Annotated in this window: 15 protein-coding genes; 12 read left to right on the top strand and 3 right to left on the bottom strand. The window is 50.8% G+C overall.

All coding sequences use genetic code 11. The features are described 5' to 3' along the window. Positions 1 to 229: 229 nt before the first annotated feature. Positions 230 to 1,117 carry a helix-turn-helix transcriptional regulator gene (locus AC0YNZ_RS08350; RefSeq protein ID WP_475826136.1) on the bottom strand — a complete coding sequence of 296 codons (888 nt, stop codon included), beginning with the start codon at positions 1,115 to 1,117 and terminating at the stop codon, positions 230 to 232. 126 nt (positions 1,118 to 1,243) lie between these two features. Between AC0YNZ_RS08350 and AC0YNZ_RS08345 the strand changes: the two genes are divergently transcribed. The 3 genes from AC0YNZ_RS08345 (at position 1,244) to AC0YNZ_RS08335 (ending at position 4,689) form a co-directional block, all read left to right on the top strand. Next, a complete protein-coding gene (locus AC0YNZ_RS08345) occupies positions 1,244 to 2,131 on the top strand; it encodes a sugar phosphate isomerase/epimerase family protein (protein WP_475826135.1) in 888 nt (295 codons plus the stop codon). A 31-nt stretch (positions 2,132 to 2,162) separates the two neighbouring features. Then, positions 2,163 to 3,215 (top strand): Gfo/Idh/MocA family protein, encoded by a 1,053-nt coding sequence (locus tag AC0YNZ_RS08340; protein WP_475826134.1) that lies wholly within the window; start codon positions 2,163 to 2,165, stop codon positions 3,213 to 3,215. Positions 3,216 to 3,528: 313 nt separating this feature from the next. Next, complete coding sequence (locus tag AC0YNZ_RS08335) at positions 3,529 to 4,689, top strand: sn-glycerol-1-phosphate dehydrogenase (protein WP_475826133.1); 1,161 nt, start codon at positions 3,529 to 3,531, stop codon at positions 4,687 to 4,689. Positions 4,690 to 4,769: 80 nt separating this feature from the next. On the opposite strand, the gene AC0YNZ_RS08330 is transcribed toward AC0YNZ_RS08335, so the two are convergent. Together AC0YNZ_RS08330 and AC0YNZ_RS08325 are read right to left on the bottom strand one after the other, a co-directional pair. After that, a complete protein-coding gene (locus AC0YNZ_RS08330) occupies positions 4,770 to 5,597 on the bottom strand; it encodes an aldo/keto reductase (RefSeq protein WP_475826132.1) in 828 nt (275 codons plus the stop codon). Between the two features lie 17 nt (positions 5,598 to 5,614). Next, entirely contained in the window at positions 5,615 to 6,781 is a 1,167-nt protein-coding gene (locus AC0YNZ_RS08325) for an iron-containing alcohol dehydrogenase (RefSeq protein WP_475826131.1), read from the bottom strand. Positions 6,782 to 6,967: 186 nt separating this feature from the next. Between AC0YNZ_RS08325 and AC0YNZ_RS08320 the strand changes: the two genes are divergently transcribed. The 9 genes from AC0YNZ_RS08320 to AC0YNZ_RS08280 all read left to right on the top strand — a co-directional run bounded on the left by AC0YNZ_RS08320 (position 6,968) and on the right by AC0YNZ_RS08280 (position 17,328). Then, positions 6,968 to 7,873 carry an ArsR/SmtB family transcription factor gene (locus AC0YNZ_RS08320; protein ID WP_475826130.1) on the top strand — a complete coding sequence of 302 codons (906 nt, stop codon included), beginning with the start codon at positions 6,968 to 6,970 and terminating at the stop codon, positions 7,871 to 7,873. 228 nt (positions 7,874 to 8,101) lie between these two features. Beyond that, positions 8,102 to 10,171 carry a bifunctional aldolase/short-chain dehydrogenase gene (locus AC0YNZ_RS08315; protein WP_475826129.1) on the top strand — a complete coding sequence of 690 codons (2,070 nt, stop codon included), beginning with the start codon at positions 8,102 to 8,104 and terminating at the stop codon, positions 10,169 to 10,171. A gap of 15 nt (positions 10,172 to 10,186) precedes the next feature. After that, complete coding sequence (locus AC0YNZ_RS08310) at positions 10,187 to 10,558, top strand: sensory rhodopsin transducer (protein WP_110773808.1); 372 nt, start codon at positions 10,187 to 10,189, stop codon at positions 10,556 to 10,558. A 29-nt stretch (positions 10,559 to 10,587) separates the two neighbouring features. Further along, positions 10,588 to 11,808, top strand: a complete 1,221-nt coding sequence (rhaI, locus tag AC0YNZ_RS08305) for an L-rhamnose isomerase (protein WP_475826128.1) — start codon at positions 10,588 to 10,590, stop codon at positions 11,806 to 11,808. Continuing rightward, positions 11,805 to 13,274, top strand: a complete 1,470-nt coding sequence (locus AC0YNZ_RS08300) for a rhamnulokinase (protein WP_475826127.1) — start codon at positions 11,805 to 11,807, stop codon at positions 13,272 to 13,274. Before rhaI ends, AC0YNZ_RS08300 begins: the two co-directional genes overlap by 4 nt. A gap of 37 nt (positions 13,275 to 13,311) precedes the next feature. Beyond that, positions 13,312 to 14,070 (top strand): DeoR/GlpR family DNA-binding transcription regulator, encoded by a 759-nt coding sequence (locus tag AC0YNZ_RS08295; RefSeq protein ID WP_475826126.1) that lies wholly within the window; start codon positions 13,312 to 13,314, stop codon positions 14,068 to 14,070. A gap of 279 nt (positions 14,071 to 14,349) precedes the next feature. Next, positions 14,350 to 15,072, top strand: coding sequence for a (Fe-S)-binding protein (locus tag AC0YNZ_RS08290; RefSeq protein WP_110773804.1), 723 nt, complete (start codon positions 14,350 to 14,352; stop codon positions 15,070 to 15,072). Between the two features lie 2 nt (positions 15,073 to 15,074). Beyond that, positions 15,075 to 16,604, top strand: coding sequence for a LutB/LldF family L-lactate oxidation iron-sulfur protein (locus tag AC0YNZ_RS08285; RefSeq protein ID WP_475826125.1), 1,530 nt, complete (start codon positions 15,075 to 15,077; stop codon positions 16,602 to 16,604). Next, entirely contained in the window at positions 16,597 to 17,328 is a 732-nt protein-coding gene (locus AC0YNZ_RS08280; RefSeq protein WP_475826124.1) for a LutC/YkgG family protein, read from the top strand. Before AC0YNZ_RS08285 ends, AC0YNZ_RS08280 begins: the two co-directional genes overlap by 8 nt. Positions 17,329 to 17,369 lie beyond the last annotated feature (41 nt).

Below are 17,369 nucleotides of genomic sequence, written 5' to 3'. Positions count from 1 at the left end.
AGTCTAGCCGTAAATTCATGGATATGTCTTCATACCACGAATGGCGTAAAACTCGTTAGCATCATTTCAGATAACACGGATGAGATTTTACACATAAATATGGACTTGACCAGAGCGAGGCAACCAGTAAATGGTAAGCTGCTTAAAGGGAAGTTGGTTCAAGCGCATACGATGAAGCCGAGCAAGCAAGCTTCCTTAGAAATAAGGAATAGGGGCTTGCTTTGCTCCCTCATTTCTTCCGCGCCTGCGAAGGCGTCATGCCTTTATATTGCTTATACAGCTTCGTGAAATAGTTCGGATTCTCGCAGCCGACCAGAGCCGCGATTTCAGTGACGGTATCATTGCTTTCGCGGAGCAGCCGCTCGGCCTCGTTCATGCGGCTTACGTTTACGTATTCGACAAAGGTGCGGCCGGTCAGTTTTTTGAACAGCTTGCAGAAGTGGTAAGGATTTAGGCTGACCTGTTTGGCTGCTTGCTCAATTGATATTTTTTCGCAAAAATTCGATTCGATACGCTGAATAAGCGCCTTAAAGCGATCGCGATTAACGAAGTACGGCTCTGCCGGCTTACCTGCAAGCTGCTGCTCCATAAAGGTGCGGGAAAGCAAAGTAAACAGGACATGCAGCTTCGACTTCACGACGAGCTGATAGGCAGGAGGCTTCGCGGCAAGCTCGGCTATCGCTTCGTCGAGCAGCGGGTAATAACAAAGGCAGCTCTCATCCTGCTCCGCCGGTTTTATGGGAAAGTGAAGGCGGCCCTCCAGATAAGGAGCGACAAATTGAGCGTGCACGGGATCATGGACCCAGTCGTTGAAGAGAGAAGCGTTTAAGACGACGCAATCATAATGGACATTTTCGTAGCGAAGCGCATAGCCGACATGAAGACCTCCGCCCGGTATGATGATGACATCTCCGGCATTAACGATATAAGGCCGGCTGTCGATATGGAATAATGCGCTTCCCTCCCTCATGACGATAATTTCGAAATGCTCATGCCAATGTAAATAGAGGATGCAATCATTAGGCTTTACATCATGACAGCGATTTTGAAACAGCTGAATCGGATATGATTTATGTTCGAGTCTGGTATTTTCCCAAAGCTCCTTTGGATAGGTCATCTTCTGCACCGCCATCACAAGATTCGACTAGTTTTACGCAAGATTGTGTAGAGAATTGTGCTAAACTCCTGGCTATAATGAAGTTGTTAGCAATACTATAAGACAATATTGGAGTGATTTACAAGGATGGAAAACAAATTACGCATCGGAACGCTTGTAGGCGGCGGAAACGCAGATCAAGTCATCCCGCAAATTGTGAAGCATGGTTTCGAATCGTTTAACTTAACTTTTTGGCAAACGACTGGCAGCACGGATCTTGCGGAAATGGCTAAGCGGGTAAGAGCGCTTGCGGATGAGCATGATTTTGCAGTGCCCGCTGTAAGCGTTTTCGGAAATCCGCTGACAGGCGAAGGAAATAACGCAGATACGCTTGCCAGCTGGGAGCGGCTTATCGATCATGCGCATTTATTCGGAGCTGATATTGTATCCGGATTCACTGGCCGGCTGACGGGTCAACCGATTGATGAATCGATTCCAAAGTTTAAGGAAGTGTTCGGAGAGCTGACGCGCAGAGCAGCGGATAAAGGCGTGCGGATCGCTTTTGAAAACTGTGATATGGGCGGTACATGGGCAACCGGCGATTGGAATATTGCGCATAACCCGACAGCCTGGGAACTTATGTTTAATGCGGTGCCGGAAGACAATATCGGACTGGAGTGGGAGCCATGCCATCAAATGGTCAGCTTAATCGATCCGATTCCGCAGCTGCGCAAATGGGTGGACAAGGTGTTCCACGTACACGGCAAAGACGCAACGATTGCATGGGATATTGTAAAAGAGCATGGCGTGCACAGTAAACAGCAGTTTGTATGGCATCGGACGCCTGGCTTCGGCGACAGCAACTGGTCGGATATTATTACGATATTGAGACAGAATGGCTACAAAGGAACGATCGATATTGAGGGATGGCATGATCCGGTCTACAAAGGTGAGTTGGAAATGACGGGACAGGTGCATGCCCTAAACTATTTGAAACGCTGTCGCGGCGGCGATTTTGTACCGAATCCAGTCTAATGAAACGAAACGGAAGCGAGGAGAACACACAATGACAATAAAGCATCGGGTGGTTGTCGCCGGCTGCGGAGGCATGGCGAATACTTGGGTGGACTATGCGAAGGACAGGGAAGATACGGAAATCGTTGGACTTGTCGATATCAAAGAAGAATTTGCGCAGGCAATGGCCGAACGCAAGGGACTTGATTGTCCTACCTTTACCGATATTAAACAAGCGATCGCGGAGACAGGGGCTACGATGGTATTCGATGTCACGATTCCGGCAAGCCATTATACGATTAGTACTGCTGCATTAGAGCTCGGATGTCACGTTTTTGGCGAGAAGCCGCTTGCGGAAACGATGAACGATTGCAATGCTATCGTGCGGATTTCTGAGGAGACAGGCAGGACGCATGCCGTTATGCAAAACCGCAGATTTGATCCGCGCATACGCGCCTTTCACAAGCTGATCGCGGATGGAACGATCGGCAAGCCGGGTTTTGTAGGCGCAGACTTCTTCCTAGGCGCGCATTTTGGCGGCTTCCGCGATGCGATGGAAAGCCCTTTGCTGCTGGACATGGCCATTCATACCTTCGACCAAGCGAGATATATCGTCGGGGCAAATCCGGTATCCGTTTATTGCCTGGAGTTTAATCCTCCCGGCTCATGGTATGCAGGAAATGCAATGGCGATTTGCATCTATGAAATGTCCGACGGTTCGGTATTTAATTATCGCGGTTCGTGGTGCGCGGAGGGCGCGCCTACTTCATGGGAGGCAGCTTGGCGTGTAACCGGCGAGCATGGCACCGCGATTTGGGACGGTCATGGAAATCCGTATGCGGAAATCGTGGCTTCCGGCGATCAGAGCAGCAAATTCATCCGTGATTATGAGCGGGTAGAGACGCAGCTTCCGGAAATGGCGAACACCTTTCATAAGGGCTGCCTGGACGATATGTTCGCGTCGCTTGAGGAAGGCCGTAAGCCGGAAACGGATTGCAGCGACAATATTTACAGCATGGCGATGGTGCTCGCCGCTCTCGAAAGCGCCAAAATCGGCAAAAAAGTGCTGATCGCCGACTTTATGAAGGAAGCTGCAGGCAAATAGCTGCTGTTTTGGGATGCACTTAAACGAGTAATAGAGCTATAGCTTCAAATGTATTTTGTTTCGTTTTATTTTACCATTGGGGGTGTTTTAGCAGTGCAGACTGCTGATGCATCTTCTTTGCTTTTCACGATTTCCAAAATAATCGATTTCTTGATAGATAAACTGAGCGTGTGGATCATTATGAAAACCAGGTGGCGGATCGCTCTTAGTATAGCGATCGTGTGAGGTAGCCGGCAGCGTATAACGGAGGTTGACAGGCAGCGCTTCGCAAGAGCAAAATAAAACATATCAAAAACGAAAAGAGGCGTAATTATTGTCATCTCTAATGGATAGAGTCAAGCAGCTTGCCGTAGGGTTCGATGAAGAAACATTACGTTCGATTGAAATTAATCCGCTTCTGGTTGAAGCGGGCGCCGTCCAAGCGGTTGCTCCTTATTTGAAGGAGCGGCGGTACAGCCGCGTCATTGTCGCGGCGGACGCGATTACTTATGACATCGCAGGAAAAAAGCTGGAAGAACAGACAGAAGCGCTTGGCATCTCCGTTCATGTCACGCATATAAAGCCTGACCGGCAAGGCGATGTTATTGCCGATGAAGCTTCGATCGTACAGCTTCTGCTTGATATTCAGCAGTATAGAGCTGAGGTCGTCATTGCGGCCGGATCGGGAACGATCCATGATATTTCCAGATATGCCGCTTACACAGCGGGCATTCCATTCGTATCCGTACCGACAGCGCCGTCCGTGGACGGATTCAATTCCAAGGGTGCTCCGATCATCATTCGCGGCGAGAAGAAGACGATTGCCGCTATTGGTCCAGATGCGATTTTTGCAGACTTGGAAATACTTGCGAATGCTCCTGCTGCGATGGTAGCGGCAGGCTTTGGCGATATGCTCGGCAAATATACCTCGTTGCTCGATTGGAGCTTTGGCGCATCGGAGGGCGGTGAGCCCTATTCCGAGGATGTAGCTGAAATTACGCGGATTGCGCTTAATAAGTGCGTGGAGCATGCCCCGCAAATCGCAAGCCGCGATCAGGAAGGCGTTCGAATTCTAATAGAAGCGTTAATAGAGTCCGGATTGGCTATGCTGCTGTTCGGCCAGTCGCATTCAGCATCGGGCGCAGAGCATCACCTGTCGCATTTCTGGGAAATGGAATATATCCGTCTTGGCAAAAGACAGCTGCTGCATGGCGCGAAGGTCGGCGTCGCGTGCGCGGAAATTTCCAAGCTCTATCACCGTCTTGCGGCAGAGGAGTCGGGTCTTGCATTTACGGCTAACCCGAACAAGGTTCGAGAGGCGATTGCTGCGCTTCCGGACGAGAAGACGATTCGAGGATGGCTGAAGCAGGTCGGCGGACCGTCTACGACAGAGGAGCTGGGCGTTGATGCGGAACTGCTTAAGCGCAGCTTGCAGGAAGCGCATCTAGTGAGGTTGAATCGTTACACTCTACTTCGGGCCTTCAATACCAAATAAATACGTTAAAGATTGAAATAGGGCAGTCCTCGTGTAGAATCAACTACATGCGGACTGCCCTATTTTGTATTGCGATTGAATTAGAAATTAAAGTTGTCCGGGTCTGGCCCGAAACGGTGATTGCGGTTAAGCGCGCTGATTTGAGCGACTTCCTCTGGGGTCAGGGCAAAGTCGAAAATATCGGCGTTTTCCTGCAAGCGAACCGGATTAACCGATTTTGGAATCGTAACGACTTCATTCTGAAGATCCCAACGCAGCACAACCTGAGCAGGAGATTTGCCGTATTTGGCGCCGATCTCTGTGAGAACGCTCTGATCCAGGTTTCCTTGCATAAGCGGGCTCCAAGCCATGAGCTGAATGTTGCTGCTCTTTGCGAAGGTGCGAAGCTCTTGTTGGGTAAGCAGAGGGTGATATTCCACTTGATTGACCATCGGAATAAATTCGCCGGTCATAATGATATCCTGCAAATGATGAACTTGGAAGTTGCTGACGCCGATTGCGCGCACATAGCCGTCACGGTAAAGCTTTTCAAGCGCACGCCACGTTTCGGTATACTTCTCTTTGACAGGCCAGTGAATGAGCAGCAGATCGATGACGTCGACACCAAGCTTTCGTCTGCTTTCCTCAAATGCCGTAAGCGAGGATTCGTACCCTTGATTCGCGTTCCAAATCTTTGTCGTTACGAAAATTTCGTCACGCGCGATGCCGCTGTTGCGTATGCCGGCTCCAACGCCTGCTTCATTATTGTAAGCTGCTGCCGTATCAATGCTTCTGTAGCCTGCTTCGATGGCAGCGGCAACGGTTCTTTCCGCTTCGCCGTCATCCTTAACTTTCCATACGCCAAGGCCGAGCCAAGGCATCTTCAAGCCATTGCTTAATGTGGTGGACTCAGTCCGTGCAATCGTCATTTATAAATGACCTCCAGTTATAGTGACAATTCTAAAATAGCTTTAACATCCTGTTTCTCTAGGCGCTTGAATGAACCGATCGCGCCGTAACGAACGGCTTCCTCAGCCATGCGATCGAGCTTGTCGCTTCCGATCTCAAAGTCGGCGAGACGTGACTCGGCGCCGATTCGCGTGAAGAAATCCCGTGTCGCTTGAATGCCTTCAAGCGCAATTTCTTTATCCGTTTTGCCTTCCGCATTCACGCCCCATACACGAGTCGCAAATTGAACGAAGCGGTCAATCCGCTCCTCATGCACGTATTTCATCCAGTTAGGGAAAATAACAGCAAGCCCTGCGCCGTGCGGAATATCGTAGATCGCGCTCACTTCATGCTCAATGCCGTGCGAAGCCCAATCATTGGTCATACCGACGCTAATGAGTCCGCCGTTCAAAGCCATTGTGCCGCACCACATTAGGTTGGAGCGGGCAGCGGCATCCTCCGGCTGCTCAAGCGCGGTCTCTACATTTTCGATGACCGTTTGCAGGATGGATTCGCAGAAGCGCTCCTGCAGCGGCGTATTTTCGGTTAAGCTGAAATACTGCTCGAAGACATGCGACATAATGTCGACGGCGCCGTTAACGGTATGATTGCGAGGCACGGTGTACGTAAGCGTTGGATCAAGTATCGAAAATTTTGGATACGTATAAGGGCTGCCAAAAGCGCGTTTCAGGTTTTCCTCCCAGTTCGTTATGACGGAGTTGCCGTTCATTTCCGAACCGGTTGCAGCCAGCGTAAGAATCGTTCCGAGCGGAAGCGCCTTCCCGATCACTGCTTTGCCTGTGAAGAAATCCCATACGTCGCCCTCGTAGAGGACGCCTGCGGCAATCGCCTTGGCAGCGTCGATGACGCTTCCGCCGCCAACGGCCAGAATGAAATCAACGCCTTCTGTACGGCAAATGTCGATCCCTTTGTTTACCGTAGATAGGCGCGGGTTTGGTTCGATATTGGGAAGCTCATGTACCTTGATGCCGGCTTCATGAAGAAGGCCGACCGTTTTATCGTACAAGCCTGTTTTTTTGATGCTGCCTGAGCCGTAAACGAGAAGAATGGTTTTACCGTACTTTGAGGCTAATTGGCCCACTTGACTGGCGGTGCCCTCACCGAAAACGATGTGAGTCGGGTTTACAAACTGGAATGAGTTCATGTTTTACCTCCTAAGGGTATTTAGATAACTAATAAAGTAACTAAATATCTTATAAGTTATGTATACGCCGTTTATTTTAGTGAAATCAATTATAAATGTCAAGCGAAATGAAAGACGAGTATTGAAAGGATAACTTTTTAGTTATATAATGAGTGGCAATTAGATAGAGGTAAAGGGGCAGCAGCAATGGAAGTGGAAGTAAGCAGTCGAAATATGAAGTTTCTTGAATGCTTTTCATCACATACACGGGTAAAAATGATCGAATTGCTTAGCGTTCAACCGATGAATATTAAAAGTCTGTCGCAGGCGCTAGATATAAAGTCTCCTATTGTAACGAGGCATATTCATATGTTGGAGGAAGCGGGAATTGTACGCTGCGAAAGTGTGGCGGGCAAGCGCGGCATGCAAAAAATTTGTCATCTGCAGCTAACGCAAGCTATGCTTTTATTCAAAAATGTGCCGGCCATGGACGAATCGAAGCGCTATAGCGTTTCGCTCCCGGTAGGGCATTATTCGTCGTACCAGATCAAGCCCACCTGCGGACTTGCGTCCGATACCCAAATGATCGGCATGTGCGACGATCCGCGGTATTTTGCCGATCCGGAGCATGTGAGCGCAAAGGTGCTGTGGTTTGGCTCAGGCTTTGTAGAATATCGGATTCCCAATTACATGGTTAATAATGAAACGCCGGAATCGCTTGAAATTTCAATGGAGATTTGCTCGGAAACACCTTGCAGCGTCAGCCATTTGCCATCCGACATCTCGTTTATGGTAAACGGCGCCTGTATCGGCACATGGACCTATCCGGGTGATTTTGGCAGCACGAGGGGCACTTATACGCCGGACTGGTGGTACAAAAACATTCATCACGGCTTAATCAAGACGATTCGCGTCAACAAGCAAGGCTCCTTCATCGATGGCATTCAAGTGTCGGATATTACGATTGAGCAGCTAATGCTGGCCTACGACAAAGAAATTTTGTTTCGCATTTCATGCAGCGCCACAGCGAAAAACTGCGGCGGTGTCACGCTGTTCGGCAAAGGCTTCGGAAACTACAATCAAGACATTGAAGTGACGCTGCGCTGTCTATAATGATGGCCGCTTTCTATACGAGCTGTAAAAAGGGTGCTCCATAAGGTCAAATTGACCTTGCGGGGCATCTTTTTTTATCGATTGGGGCGATTCCGATACACAATGAGTGCGAAATCAATTTGTTCACGAAATCATTTCCGTTTGTGTTTGAAAAATATATATTCAAAAACAAACAAATATGTTATGATCAATTCAAACAAAAACAAAACACAATTCGGAGGTATATCCATGGTACAAAGTTTATGGGAAAACGAAAAAGCAGCACAGCTTGAAGGCGGATTGGCAGAGCTCGTTTACCGCTCCAACATAATTGGCGCAGATCGCCGGGTTTGCAATTACGGCGGCGGCAACACGTCCAGCAAAACAACTGTGAAGGACTTCCGCGGCCGTGACGTTGAAGTCATGTATGTAAAGGGCAGCGGCTCGGATTTGGCTTCGATGAAGGCAGGCAACTTTACCGGTTTGCGCATGGATGATATTCGTCCATTGTTCGAACGCTCCGAAATGCCGGACGAAGAAATGGTTGCTTACTTGGTTAACTGCATGATCGATTCGAAGCACCCGCGTGCATCCATTGAAACGCTGCTGCATGCTTTCCTTCCATTTAAACATGTGGATCATACACACCCGGATTCCATTATCAGCTTGTGCTGCGCGGATAACGGCAAAGCGCTTGCGAGAGAAATTTTCGGCGACCGCTTCGTATGGGTTCCATATGTTCGTCCCGGCTTTAACCTCTCGAAAATGATCGCGGAAGGCGTTCTGGCAAACCCGAATGCAGAGCTTGTGCTTATGGAGAAGCACGGTCTTGTGACTTGGGGCGAGACGAGCGAGGAATGCTATGCACAAACGATCAAAATTATTTCCGAAGCAGAAGCGTTCATTGAATCCCGCTTTGACGAAGCATCGTTGTTCGGCGGCGTGAAGTACGAAGTGCTGGAAGCGGATGTTCGCAGAAGTGTGGCGGCACAAGTTATGCCGACGATTCGCGGCGCAGTCAGCGATGCGAAAAAAATGATTTTGACTTTTGATGATGAGGCGGACGTGCTTGCGTTCGTAAGCGGACAGAATTCACCGCAATTGTCCCAGGTCGGCGCGGCTTGCCCGGATCATCTGGTGCACACAAAGGTCGTTCCTTTGTTCATTGACTGGACGCCTGACGCAGAGGACATCGATGGCTTGAAAGCGAAGCTGACGGCAGGAATCGCGGCTTATAAAGAACAATATAAAGCTTACTTTGACCGCAATAAAAACGAAGGCGACGTAATGTTCGAAGCAGCGCCTCGCGTGATTCTTATTCCGGGTATCGGCATGATCAATACAGGCAAAAGCTGGGCAATGGCACAAGTGAGCGGCGCGCTTTACCACCGTGCGATCGCGGTTATGCGCGGCGCAACAGCGCTCGGCGATTTCGTATCGCTAAGCGAGAACGAGTCGTACAACGTAGAATATTGGCCGCTTGAGCTTTACAAATTGTCGCTTGCTCCTGCTGAAACGGAATTTTCCCGCAAGGTTGCCTTTATTACCGGCGGCGCTGGCGGTATCGGCAGCGAAACGGCACGCCGTTTAGTATCGGAAGGCGCGCACGTCGTGCTTGCCGACCTTAATCTTGAAGGCGCACAGAAGGTTGCTGCTGAAATAAACGAGAAATACGGCGATAACCGTGCGACAGCTGTTAAAATGGATGTGACAAGCGAGGAGCAGGTCGTTGCAGCTTATGCGGAATCCGCGCTTGCGTACGGCGGCGTAGACATTATCGTCAACAACGCAGGTCTTGCGACATCCAGCCCATTCGATGAAACATCGCTTAAGGAATGGAACCTGAACATGAACGTGCTCGGAACGGGTTATTTCCTCGTGGCACGCGAAGCATTCAAATTGATGAAGCAGCAAAGCATCGGCGGAAACATGGTATTCATCGGCTCGAAAAATTCGGTATACGCAGGAAAAAATGCTTCTGCATACAGCGCAGCAAAAGCGCTTGAAGCTCACTTGGCACGTTGTATCGCAGCTGAGGGCGGCGAGTTTGGCATCCGCGTGAATACGATTTTGCCGGATGCGATTTTGCAAGGCTCGGCGATTTGGAACGGCAGCTGGCGCAATGAGCGTGCTGCGGCTTACGGTATTGAACCGGATCAGCTGGAAGAATATTACCGTAAACGCACGACGCTGCTAGTAAACATCTATCCGCGCGACATTGCAGAAGGCATTGCGTTCTTTGCATCCTCCAAGTCGGATAAAACGACAGGCTGCATGCTGACGATTGACGGCGGCGTGCCTGCAGCGTTCACTCGTTAGGAGGCGGTGAACCATATGTTTCTAGCGCGTGGCGAAAAGCAGTGGTATATACCCGACGGCTTTATTCCGCCGGATAGCACGGGAGCGCTCACCAGCCATGAATCGGTTTGCGTGCTGAATTGTTCCTCGGAAGAAGCGCTTATTCGCTTTACGATATTTTTCGAGGATCGCGAGCCGATGGAAGATATTATGGTTGTCGTACAGGGCAGACGCACGAAACATATACGCACCAGCTCGTTGATGAAGGAAGGGGCGCCGATTCCAATCGGCGTTCCTTATGCCATCGAGCTGCTGAGCGATATTCCGATAATCGTACAATACAGCCGTCTAGACTCGACACAAGCGGAGAACACGCTGATGTCAACGATGGCATATCCATTGAAATAATAAACCAAACATGTGAAAGGGTGTTCGTAATGTCTGACCGCGCATATGCGTTTTTTGAAGAACAGCAGCAAGCAAGAGGCATTAATATAAATGAAGTGAAGTCGAGATTGAAAGCGCTCAAAATCGAGACGCCATCATGGGGCTATGGCGACTCCGGTACACGCTTCAAAGTGTTTCAGAAGGAAGGCGTTCCCCGTAACCCGTTCGAGAAATTCGAAGATGCAGCACAGGTGCATCGCCTGACTGGTCTTGCTCCTTCGGTAGCCATTCATATTCCTTGGGACAAGGTAGAAGATTACGGCAAGCTAAGAAGCCATGCGGAAAGTCTTGGGCTATCTATTGGAGCGGTCAATCCGAACCTGTTCCAGGATGAGGAATATATGCTCGGCAGCGTAACGAATTCGGATGCAGCGATCCGCCGGAAAGCAACGGATCATTTAGTGGAGTGCGTGGATATCGCCAAAGAGACCGGCTCGCGCGATCTTAGTTTGTGGTTCGCTGACGGCACGAACTATCCGGGTCAAGGCCATATCCGTAAACGCAAAGCTTGGATGCAAGAGGCTTTAACCGAAATGTACAATGCTTTGACGCCGGAAATGCGGATGCTCATTGAATACAAATGCTTCGAGCCTGCTTTCTATCATACCGATCTCGCGGATTGGGGCATGGCTTACAATCTGGCGCAAAAGCTTGGACCGCAAGCGGAGGTGCTAGTAGATACAGGCCATCACCTGCCGGGCGCAAACATCGAGCATATCGTTGCTTATTTAATTGACGAGAAGCGTCTCGGAGGCTTCCATTTCAATAGCCGCAAATATGCGGATGACGATCTGATCGTCGGTTCCGTTAATCCGTATGAGCTGTTCTTGATTTTCTATCAAATTCTAAGCGCTGCAGGCGACTCTGATGCCGCTATTCGCAGCAATGTTGAGAACATCGCTTATATGATCGACCAATCGCACAATATTGAGCAAAAAATTCCGGCCATGCTGCGTTCCGTTCTGAACGTGCAAACGCAATACGCGAAGGCGCTTCTCATTAACCATGACGAAGTAAACGAGGCTGCTGAGCGCAATGACGTTCTAGGTGCCGAGGATGCTGTCCGCCGCGCATTCGAATTTGATGTAACGCCATTGCTGCACGCGATCCGCGAAGAGCAGGGCTTGCCGCTTGATCCGATGAAAGCTTATCTGAGCAGCAGCTACGGCAAAGACATATTGGTGAGAGGCAAGGGCGGTGCCAGCTGGTGACCATTCTTGCTTACGATCTCGGGGCGAGCAGCGGAAGGGCGCTGCTCGGAAGGTTGATTGACGGCAAAATCGAGGTCGAGGAGCTGCACCGTTTCCCGAATGATCCGGTACAGACCTGCGATCGGCTGCAGTGGGACATTTTACGGCTGCTGCATGAGCTGAAGCAAGGGCTGCTTAAGGTGAAGCACCGCGGCATTAAGCTGGAGAGCATCGCTATTGATTCTTGGTCCGTCGATTTCGGCTTAATCGGGAGCAATGGGGAGCTGCTTGGGAATCCTTACCATTATCGTGATCATCATACGGATGGCGTTATGGAAGAGGTCGTCGAAAAGCTGAGTTCGCAGCGCATATTCGAGCGGACCGGCATTCAGTTTTTACCGTTTAATACGATGTATCAGCTGGCGGCCTTGAAAAAAGCTGATTCGCCGCTATTGCGGGATGCGAAACATTTTCTGATGATTCCCGATTTGCTCCGCTATTTTTTGACCGGTGAAATGCTTAATGAATTTTCCAATGCAACGACGACTCAGCTGTATAATCCGGTAACGCGCAGCTGGGATGAAGAGCTGATTCGCGCGATCGGCATATCGCCGGATTTGTTCGGCAAGGTTGTCCAGCCGGGAGCACAGGCTGGCAGCCTGCGGCCGTCCCTTTGCGAGGAGCTAAGCATCGACTCCGTCCCAGTCTATGCGGTAGCGGAGCATGATACAGGCTCAGCGGTTGCGGCTGTACCTGCGCTTGACCGGTCGTTTGCATACTTAAGCTGCGGCACTTGGTCGCTCATGGGTACCGAGGTAGAAGAGCCGGTCATTAACGAGCTGGCGCAGCAGTTGAATTTTACAAATGAAGGCGGCGCTTATAATACCTATCGCTTACTGAAAAACATTATGGGTCTTTGGATTTTGCAGGAATGCAAACGCTCGTGGGAGCGTGCAGGAATTTCCTACACCTTTCCCGAATTAGTTAAGCTCGCCGATGAGGCGAAGCCATTCGCTGTGTTCATTGATCCTGATGATCCTTTATTTCTTCATCCTGGCGATATGCCGGCTCGAATTGCGGAATATTGCGCGCGCACGGGCCAGACGGCACCCGAGAATGCAGGAGCGATTGTCCGCTGCATTTTGGAGAGCTTAGCCTTGAAGTACCGCAGCGTGCTTGAGCTTACGGAGCAATTGTCAGGTAAGACTTTCGGCGGGCTTCATATGGTTGGTGGCGGCATCCAGAATACGCTGCTGTGCAAGTGGACCGCGAATGCGATCGGCAAGCCGGTATGGGCAGGTCCTGTGGAAGGAAGCGCGATCGGCAATATGATCGTGCAGTGGATTGCCAGCGGCAAGCTTGCGGATATTTGGGAGGCGCGCAAGGTCATCCGGGAGTCATTCCCGGTTGATGTGTACGAACCGGAGCAGCGTGAAGCTTGGGAGAACGCATACGGATTATTTAAACAAACGACGGGAATCGCTTAAACGGCGAATTCAAATATAAGTTAGAAAGAGGTACGCTATGCTGGTCCAGGAACGATACGACAAAATTGTACAGCTGGTAAATGAGAGAGGCAGCATCCGGGTAACGGAGCTGAGCGAGCTATGTCAGGTGACCGAGGAAACAATCCGGCGAGACCTTGACCGTTTGGAGCAAGCCGGACGGTTGCGCCGCTCCCATGGCGGTGCGGTTAGCGTGAAGGATCAGCAGCCGGAAATTCCATATTTCGAGCGGGAGATTACGCAAGCGGACGAGAAGAGGCGGATTGCGGAGGAAGCGATTAAAATGATTCAGCCGAAGGATCGCATTTTGCTCGATGCCAGCTCGACCGCTTGGTATATGGCGGCAAGCATGCCGGATATTCCGCTGACGGTGCTTACCAATTCCATTAAAGTTGCGATGGAGCTAAGCAGCAAGGAGAAGATTGAGGTAATCTCGACCGGCGGCATTCTGGCCTCGCGATCCTTGTCCTATGTCGGTCCGCTAGCAGAGCGTTCCCTCGATGCGTATCATGTGGATAAAGCATTTTTCTCGTGCAAGGGCGTTCATTTGGAGCGCGGCATAAGCGAGTCGAATGAGCTGCAAGCACGCATCAAGCATAAAATGGTAGGCATGGCGGATCAGGTTATTTTGCTCGCCGACTCCAGCAAATTTGGAGTCCAAGCGTTTACGCATGTAGCTGATTTGAGCGATGTTAATACCATTATTACCGATGGCCGTATATCCCCGGAGCTGCTGTCGCAGCTTAAGGAAAAGCAAATTATCATCACAACGGTATAGAGGATAGTTGGCGCTGGCTTCAGCAGAAGCGCAGCGCCGTTGTTGTAAACGGGGGAGTTAGCGAAAAAGCACGTATAGGTGCTTATTGGGTCTGCAGGCAATCTGATTACGTGCAAAAGAGAGCCGTAAGCGCCTAGGTGTTCTTACAGCGCTCAAATTTATTATGAGCTTGTAAGCGCCAATAGGTGCTTACAAGCATCGTTCTTGTCATTATTTTTTTAACAAACTTGTCTGATAACCTGATAAAATTGATGTATAAGTGACGGAAGGGGTGCGGGAATGAAGGTTTCATTATTTATTACTTGCTTAAGCGATGCGCTGTATCCAAGGGTCGGTGAAGCGATGGTGCGTTTGCTGGCGAAGTACGGTGTTTCATTGCAGTTTCCTACGGTGCAAACCTGCTGCGGACAGCCTGCTTTTAACAGCGGATATTGGAAGGAAGCGAGGGAATCGGCGAAAACGATTTTGGATGCTTTTGAAGACAGCGACTTCGTCATTTCACCGTCAGGCTCTTGTACGGGAATGATTCACCATTATCCGAAGCTGTTTGAGGATGATCCGGTCATGCTGAAGCGCGCGAATAAGCTGCAGAGCAAATCGTTCGAGTTCACACAGTTTCTGGTGCAGGTTCTCGGCGTTACGGATGTCGGCGCGGCGTTCCCTCACAAGGTGACGTACCATCCTTCCTGTCATGGCAGCAGAATTCTCGGCGTCAAGGATGAGCCGCTCGCGCTTATTCAGAACGTGAAGGGACTGGAGCTGGTTCCGCTGCCGTTCGCAGAGGATTGCTGCGGCTTTGGCGGAACGTTCGCGGTCAAAATGGCCGATATTTCAGGGGCGATGGTGACGGAGAAGGTCGATCATGTGCTGGAGACGGAAGCGGAAGTGTTAGTCGGTCTCGATATGGCGTGCCTGCTTAATATTGCCGGCAACCTGCGCTATCGCAACGAGCCCGTTCGTGTCATGCATTTGGCAGAGCTTCTATACGAAGGGGTGAAATAAGCATGGCTGGATCAAAGAGCGAGGCAACTGTAAAAGCAAGAGCGGATCTTGCCCTCAATGACGAATTTTTGCGCAAAGCGGTGCGGTTTACGACAGAGCGGCTGCGTAACGGCAAGAAAAAAGCGACAGATGAGCACGGGAATTGGGAAGAGTGGCGGGAGCGCGGGAAGCAAATCCGTCTGCATACGATCGCGCATCTGGATTATTATTTGAACTTGTTTGTGAACAATGCCCGGGCGAACGGCGTTCATGTGCATTTTGCGAATACAGCCGAGGAGGCCGTTAAGCTGACGCTTGATATTGCGGAGCATGCGAAAGCGAAGTCAGTCGTCAAATCGAAATCAATGGTATCGGAGGAGCTGCATCTCAATCATGCGCTTGAATCGATTGGGGTTGAAGCAGTAGAAACCGATTTGGGCGAATATATTATTCAGCTTGCAGGTGAAATGCCGTCCCATATCGTGATTCCGGCCATTCACAAAAACCGTTATCAAATCGCTGATTTATTGTCCAAGGAAGCGGGCTATACGCTGCCTCCGGATACAACGGCGCTTGCAGGCTTCGTTCGCAAAAAGCTGCGCGAGAAGTTTCTGGAAGCGGAAATCGGTATGACGGGCTGCAACTTTGCGATTGCGGAGACGGGCTCGATGGTGCTTTTTGAAAACGAGGGCAATGCCCGCATGGTGACCACCGTTCCCAAGACGCAAATTACGCTCATGGGCATGGAACGCATTATCCCGTCATGGTCTGACCTGGAGGTTATGGCTACGCTGCTGCCGCGCTCGGCAACCGGGCAGAAGCTGACGATGTATATGTCCGGCATTACCGGACCGCGCCGCAGCGAGGATGCGGATGGCCCGGACGAAATGCATATCATCATTATTGACAACGGCCGCTCGCTGCAGCTGGGCGATCCTGAGTTTCAAGAGCTGCTCAATTGTATTCGCTGCGGCGCCTGCTTAAATGCATGTCCCGTCTACCGCCACATCGGCGGTCATGCATACGGTAGCACCTACAGCGGTCCGATTGGAGCCGTGCTAACGCCTTCCTTGAACAAAAACATCGCCGAATGGGATGATATCGCCAACGCCTCAAGCTTATGCGGCGCTTGCTACGAGGCGTGCCCGGTCAAAATACCGCTTCATGATATGCTCGTCTATTTACGGCGGCGCAAGGTGGAGAGCGGGAACGGCAGCAAAATCGAATCTATTGGCATGCAGGGCTTCGCCACCGTCATGGGTAATTCTTCACGCCTAGGCGGCGTGCTTCGGCTGGGTAAGCTAGGGCAGAAGCTTGTCGTCCGCAGCGGTGTCATCAAGACGAAGCTCGGCCCGCTCAAAGGCTGGAATACGTACCGCGTTACGCCTAGCTTGCCGAAGGAGTCGTTCCGCGAGCGCTGGAATACGCTTGATCAGGAGCTGAAGCAGGGCCTCAAGCAGATGGAGCCGTCGATGCAAAATCGGATGGAGGAGCTTGTGCGTAAGCGCGAGCTTGAAGAGAAACAGGGTAAAGGGGGACACGGTCATGGCTGATACGCATAAGGAGTGGCTGGAAAAGCTTGAGGCGGAGTCGCGCGCGAAGCAGGAGCATTTCATGAACGATATCGCTGCCAAGCTTAGACATCCGAGAATGACCCAGAAGCCGCAGCATCCGTTCCGGGGCGCGCCTGACTTCTGGAAGACGTTCGAATGGACGGAAGAGGAGAGGACTCAGGCGTTCACCGACAATTTCCTCTCCGTAGGCGGCCACGTAGCCCGTCTTCAATCGATGGATGAAGCGAAATCCTTTATCGTACAGAAAGCCGGGGAAATGAGCGCCAAATACGTCGTTCGTCAAAACGAGCCGGAGCTGGATGCACTCGATCTTGAAGGCTCGCTTACGGACGCACAGGTATCGGTATGGAATACGGATGCAGAGCAATACTGGCGCGCGCGCGCCGCTGAAGCGGATTTTGGAATCGTGATCGCAGATCATGCCGTCGCATATACGGGCTCGGTTACGGTATTGTCGGCTCCAAATAAAGGCCGCTCCGTCAGTCTGCTGCCGACGGTCCTCTTTATTATTATCCCGGTCGAACGGTTGAAAACGAGACTCGGCGAGGTGCTCGCCACATTCGATGAAGCGGGACGCGAGCAGCTGCCGGCCGGTATTCATTTTATTTCCGGCCCAAGCCGTTCCTCCGATATTGAGAATGATCTGACCATCGGCGTACATGGGCCGGGTATCGTATATGCGCTGATAGTCGGGCAGCATTAAATTTAGTTAACCGGGAATGGGGTTACGCCGCTGCAGGAAGG

The organism is Paenibacillus sp. J2L1-98 (genome assembly GCF_056269405.1).
Note: the sequence above shows the minus strand (reverse complement) of the source record. Positions and strands in the feature narration are given on the sequence as shown.

What these genes read in the sequence shown, in the direction of transcription:
- AC0YNZ_RS08285 (WP_475826125.1), top strand. Translation starts at nt 15,075, where the DNA reads ATGGCTGGATCAAAGAGCGAGGCAACTGTAAAAGCAAGAGCGGATCTT.
- AC0YNZ_RS08295 (WP_475826126.1), top strand. Translation starts at nt 13,312, where the DNA reads ATGCTGGTCCAGGAACGATACGACAAAATTGTACAGCTGGTAAATGAG.
- rhaI (WP_475826128.1), top strand. Translation starts at nt 10,588, where the DNA reads ATGTCTGACCGCGCATATGCGTTTTTTGAAGAACAGCAGCAAGCAAGA.
- AC0YNZ_RS08345 (WP_475826135.1), top strand. Translation starts at nt 1,244, where the DNA reads ATGGAAAACAAATTACGCATCGGAACGCTTGTAGGCGGCGGAAACGCA.
- AC0YNZ_RS08350 (WP_475826136.1), bottom strand. Translation starts at nt 1,117, where the DNA reads ATGACCTATCCAAAGGAGCTTTGGGAAAATACCAGACTCGAACATAAA.
- AC0YNZ_RS08280 (WP_475826124.1), top strand. Translation starts at nt 16,597, where the DNA reads ATGGCTGATACGCATAAGGAGTGGCTGGAAAAGCTTGAGGCGGAGTCG.
- AC0YNZ_RS08325 (WP_475826131.1), bottom strand. Translation starts at nt 6,781, where the DNA reads ATGAACTCATTCCAGTTTGTAAACCCGACTCACATCGTTTTCGGTGAG.
- AC0YNZ_RS08315 (WP_475826129.1), top strand. Translation starts at nt 8,102, where the DNA reads ATGGTACAAAGTTTATGGGAAAACGAAAAAGCAGCACAGCTTGAAGGC.
- AC0YNZ_RS08310 (WP_110773808.1), top strand. Translation starts at nt 10,187, where the DNA reads ATGTTTCTAGCGCGTGGCGAAAAGCAGTGGTATATACCCGACGGCTTT.
- AC0YNZ_RS08340 (WP_475826134.1), top strand. Translation starts at nt 2,163, where the DNA reads ATGACAATAAAGCATCGGGTGGTTGTCGCCGGCTGCGGAGGCATGGCG.
- AC0YNZ_RS08290 (WP_110773804.1), top strand. Translation starts at nt 14,350, where the DNA reads ATGAAGGTTTCATTATTTATTACTTGCTTAAGCGATGCGCTGTATCCA.
- AC0YNZ_RS08320 (WP_475826130.1), top strand. Translation starts at nt 6,968, where the DNA reads ATGGAAGTGGAAGTAAGCAGTCGAAATATGAAGTTTCTTGAATGCTTT.
- AC0YNZ_RS08330 (WP_475826132.1), bottom strand. Translation starts at nt 5,597, where the DNA reads ATGACGATTGCACGGACTGAGTCCACCACATTAAGCAATGGCTTGAAG.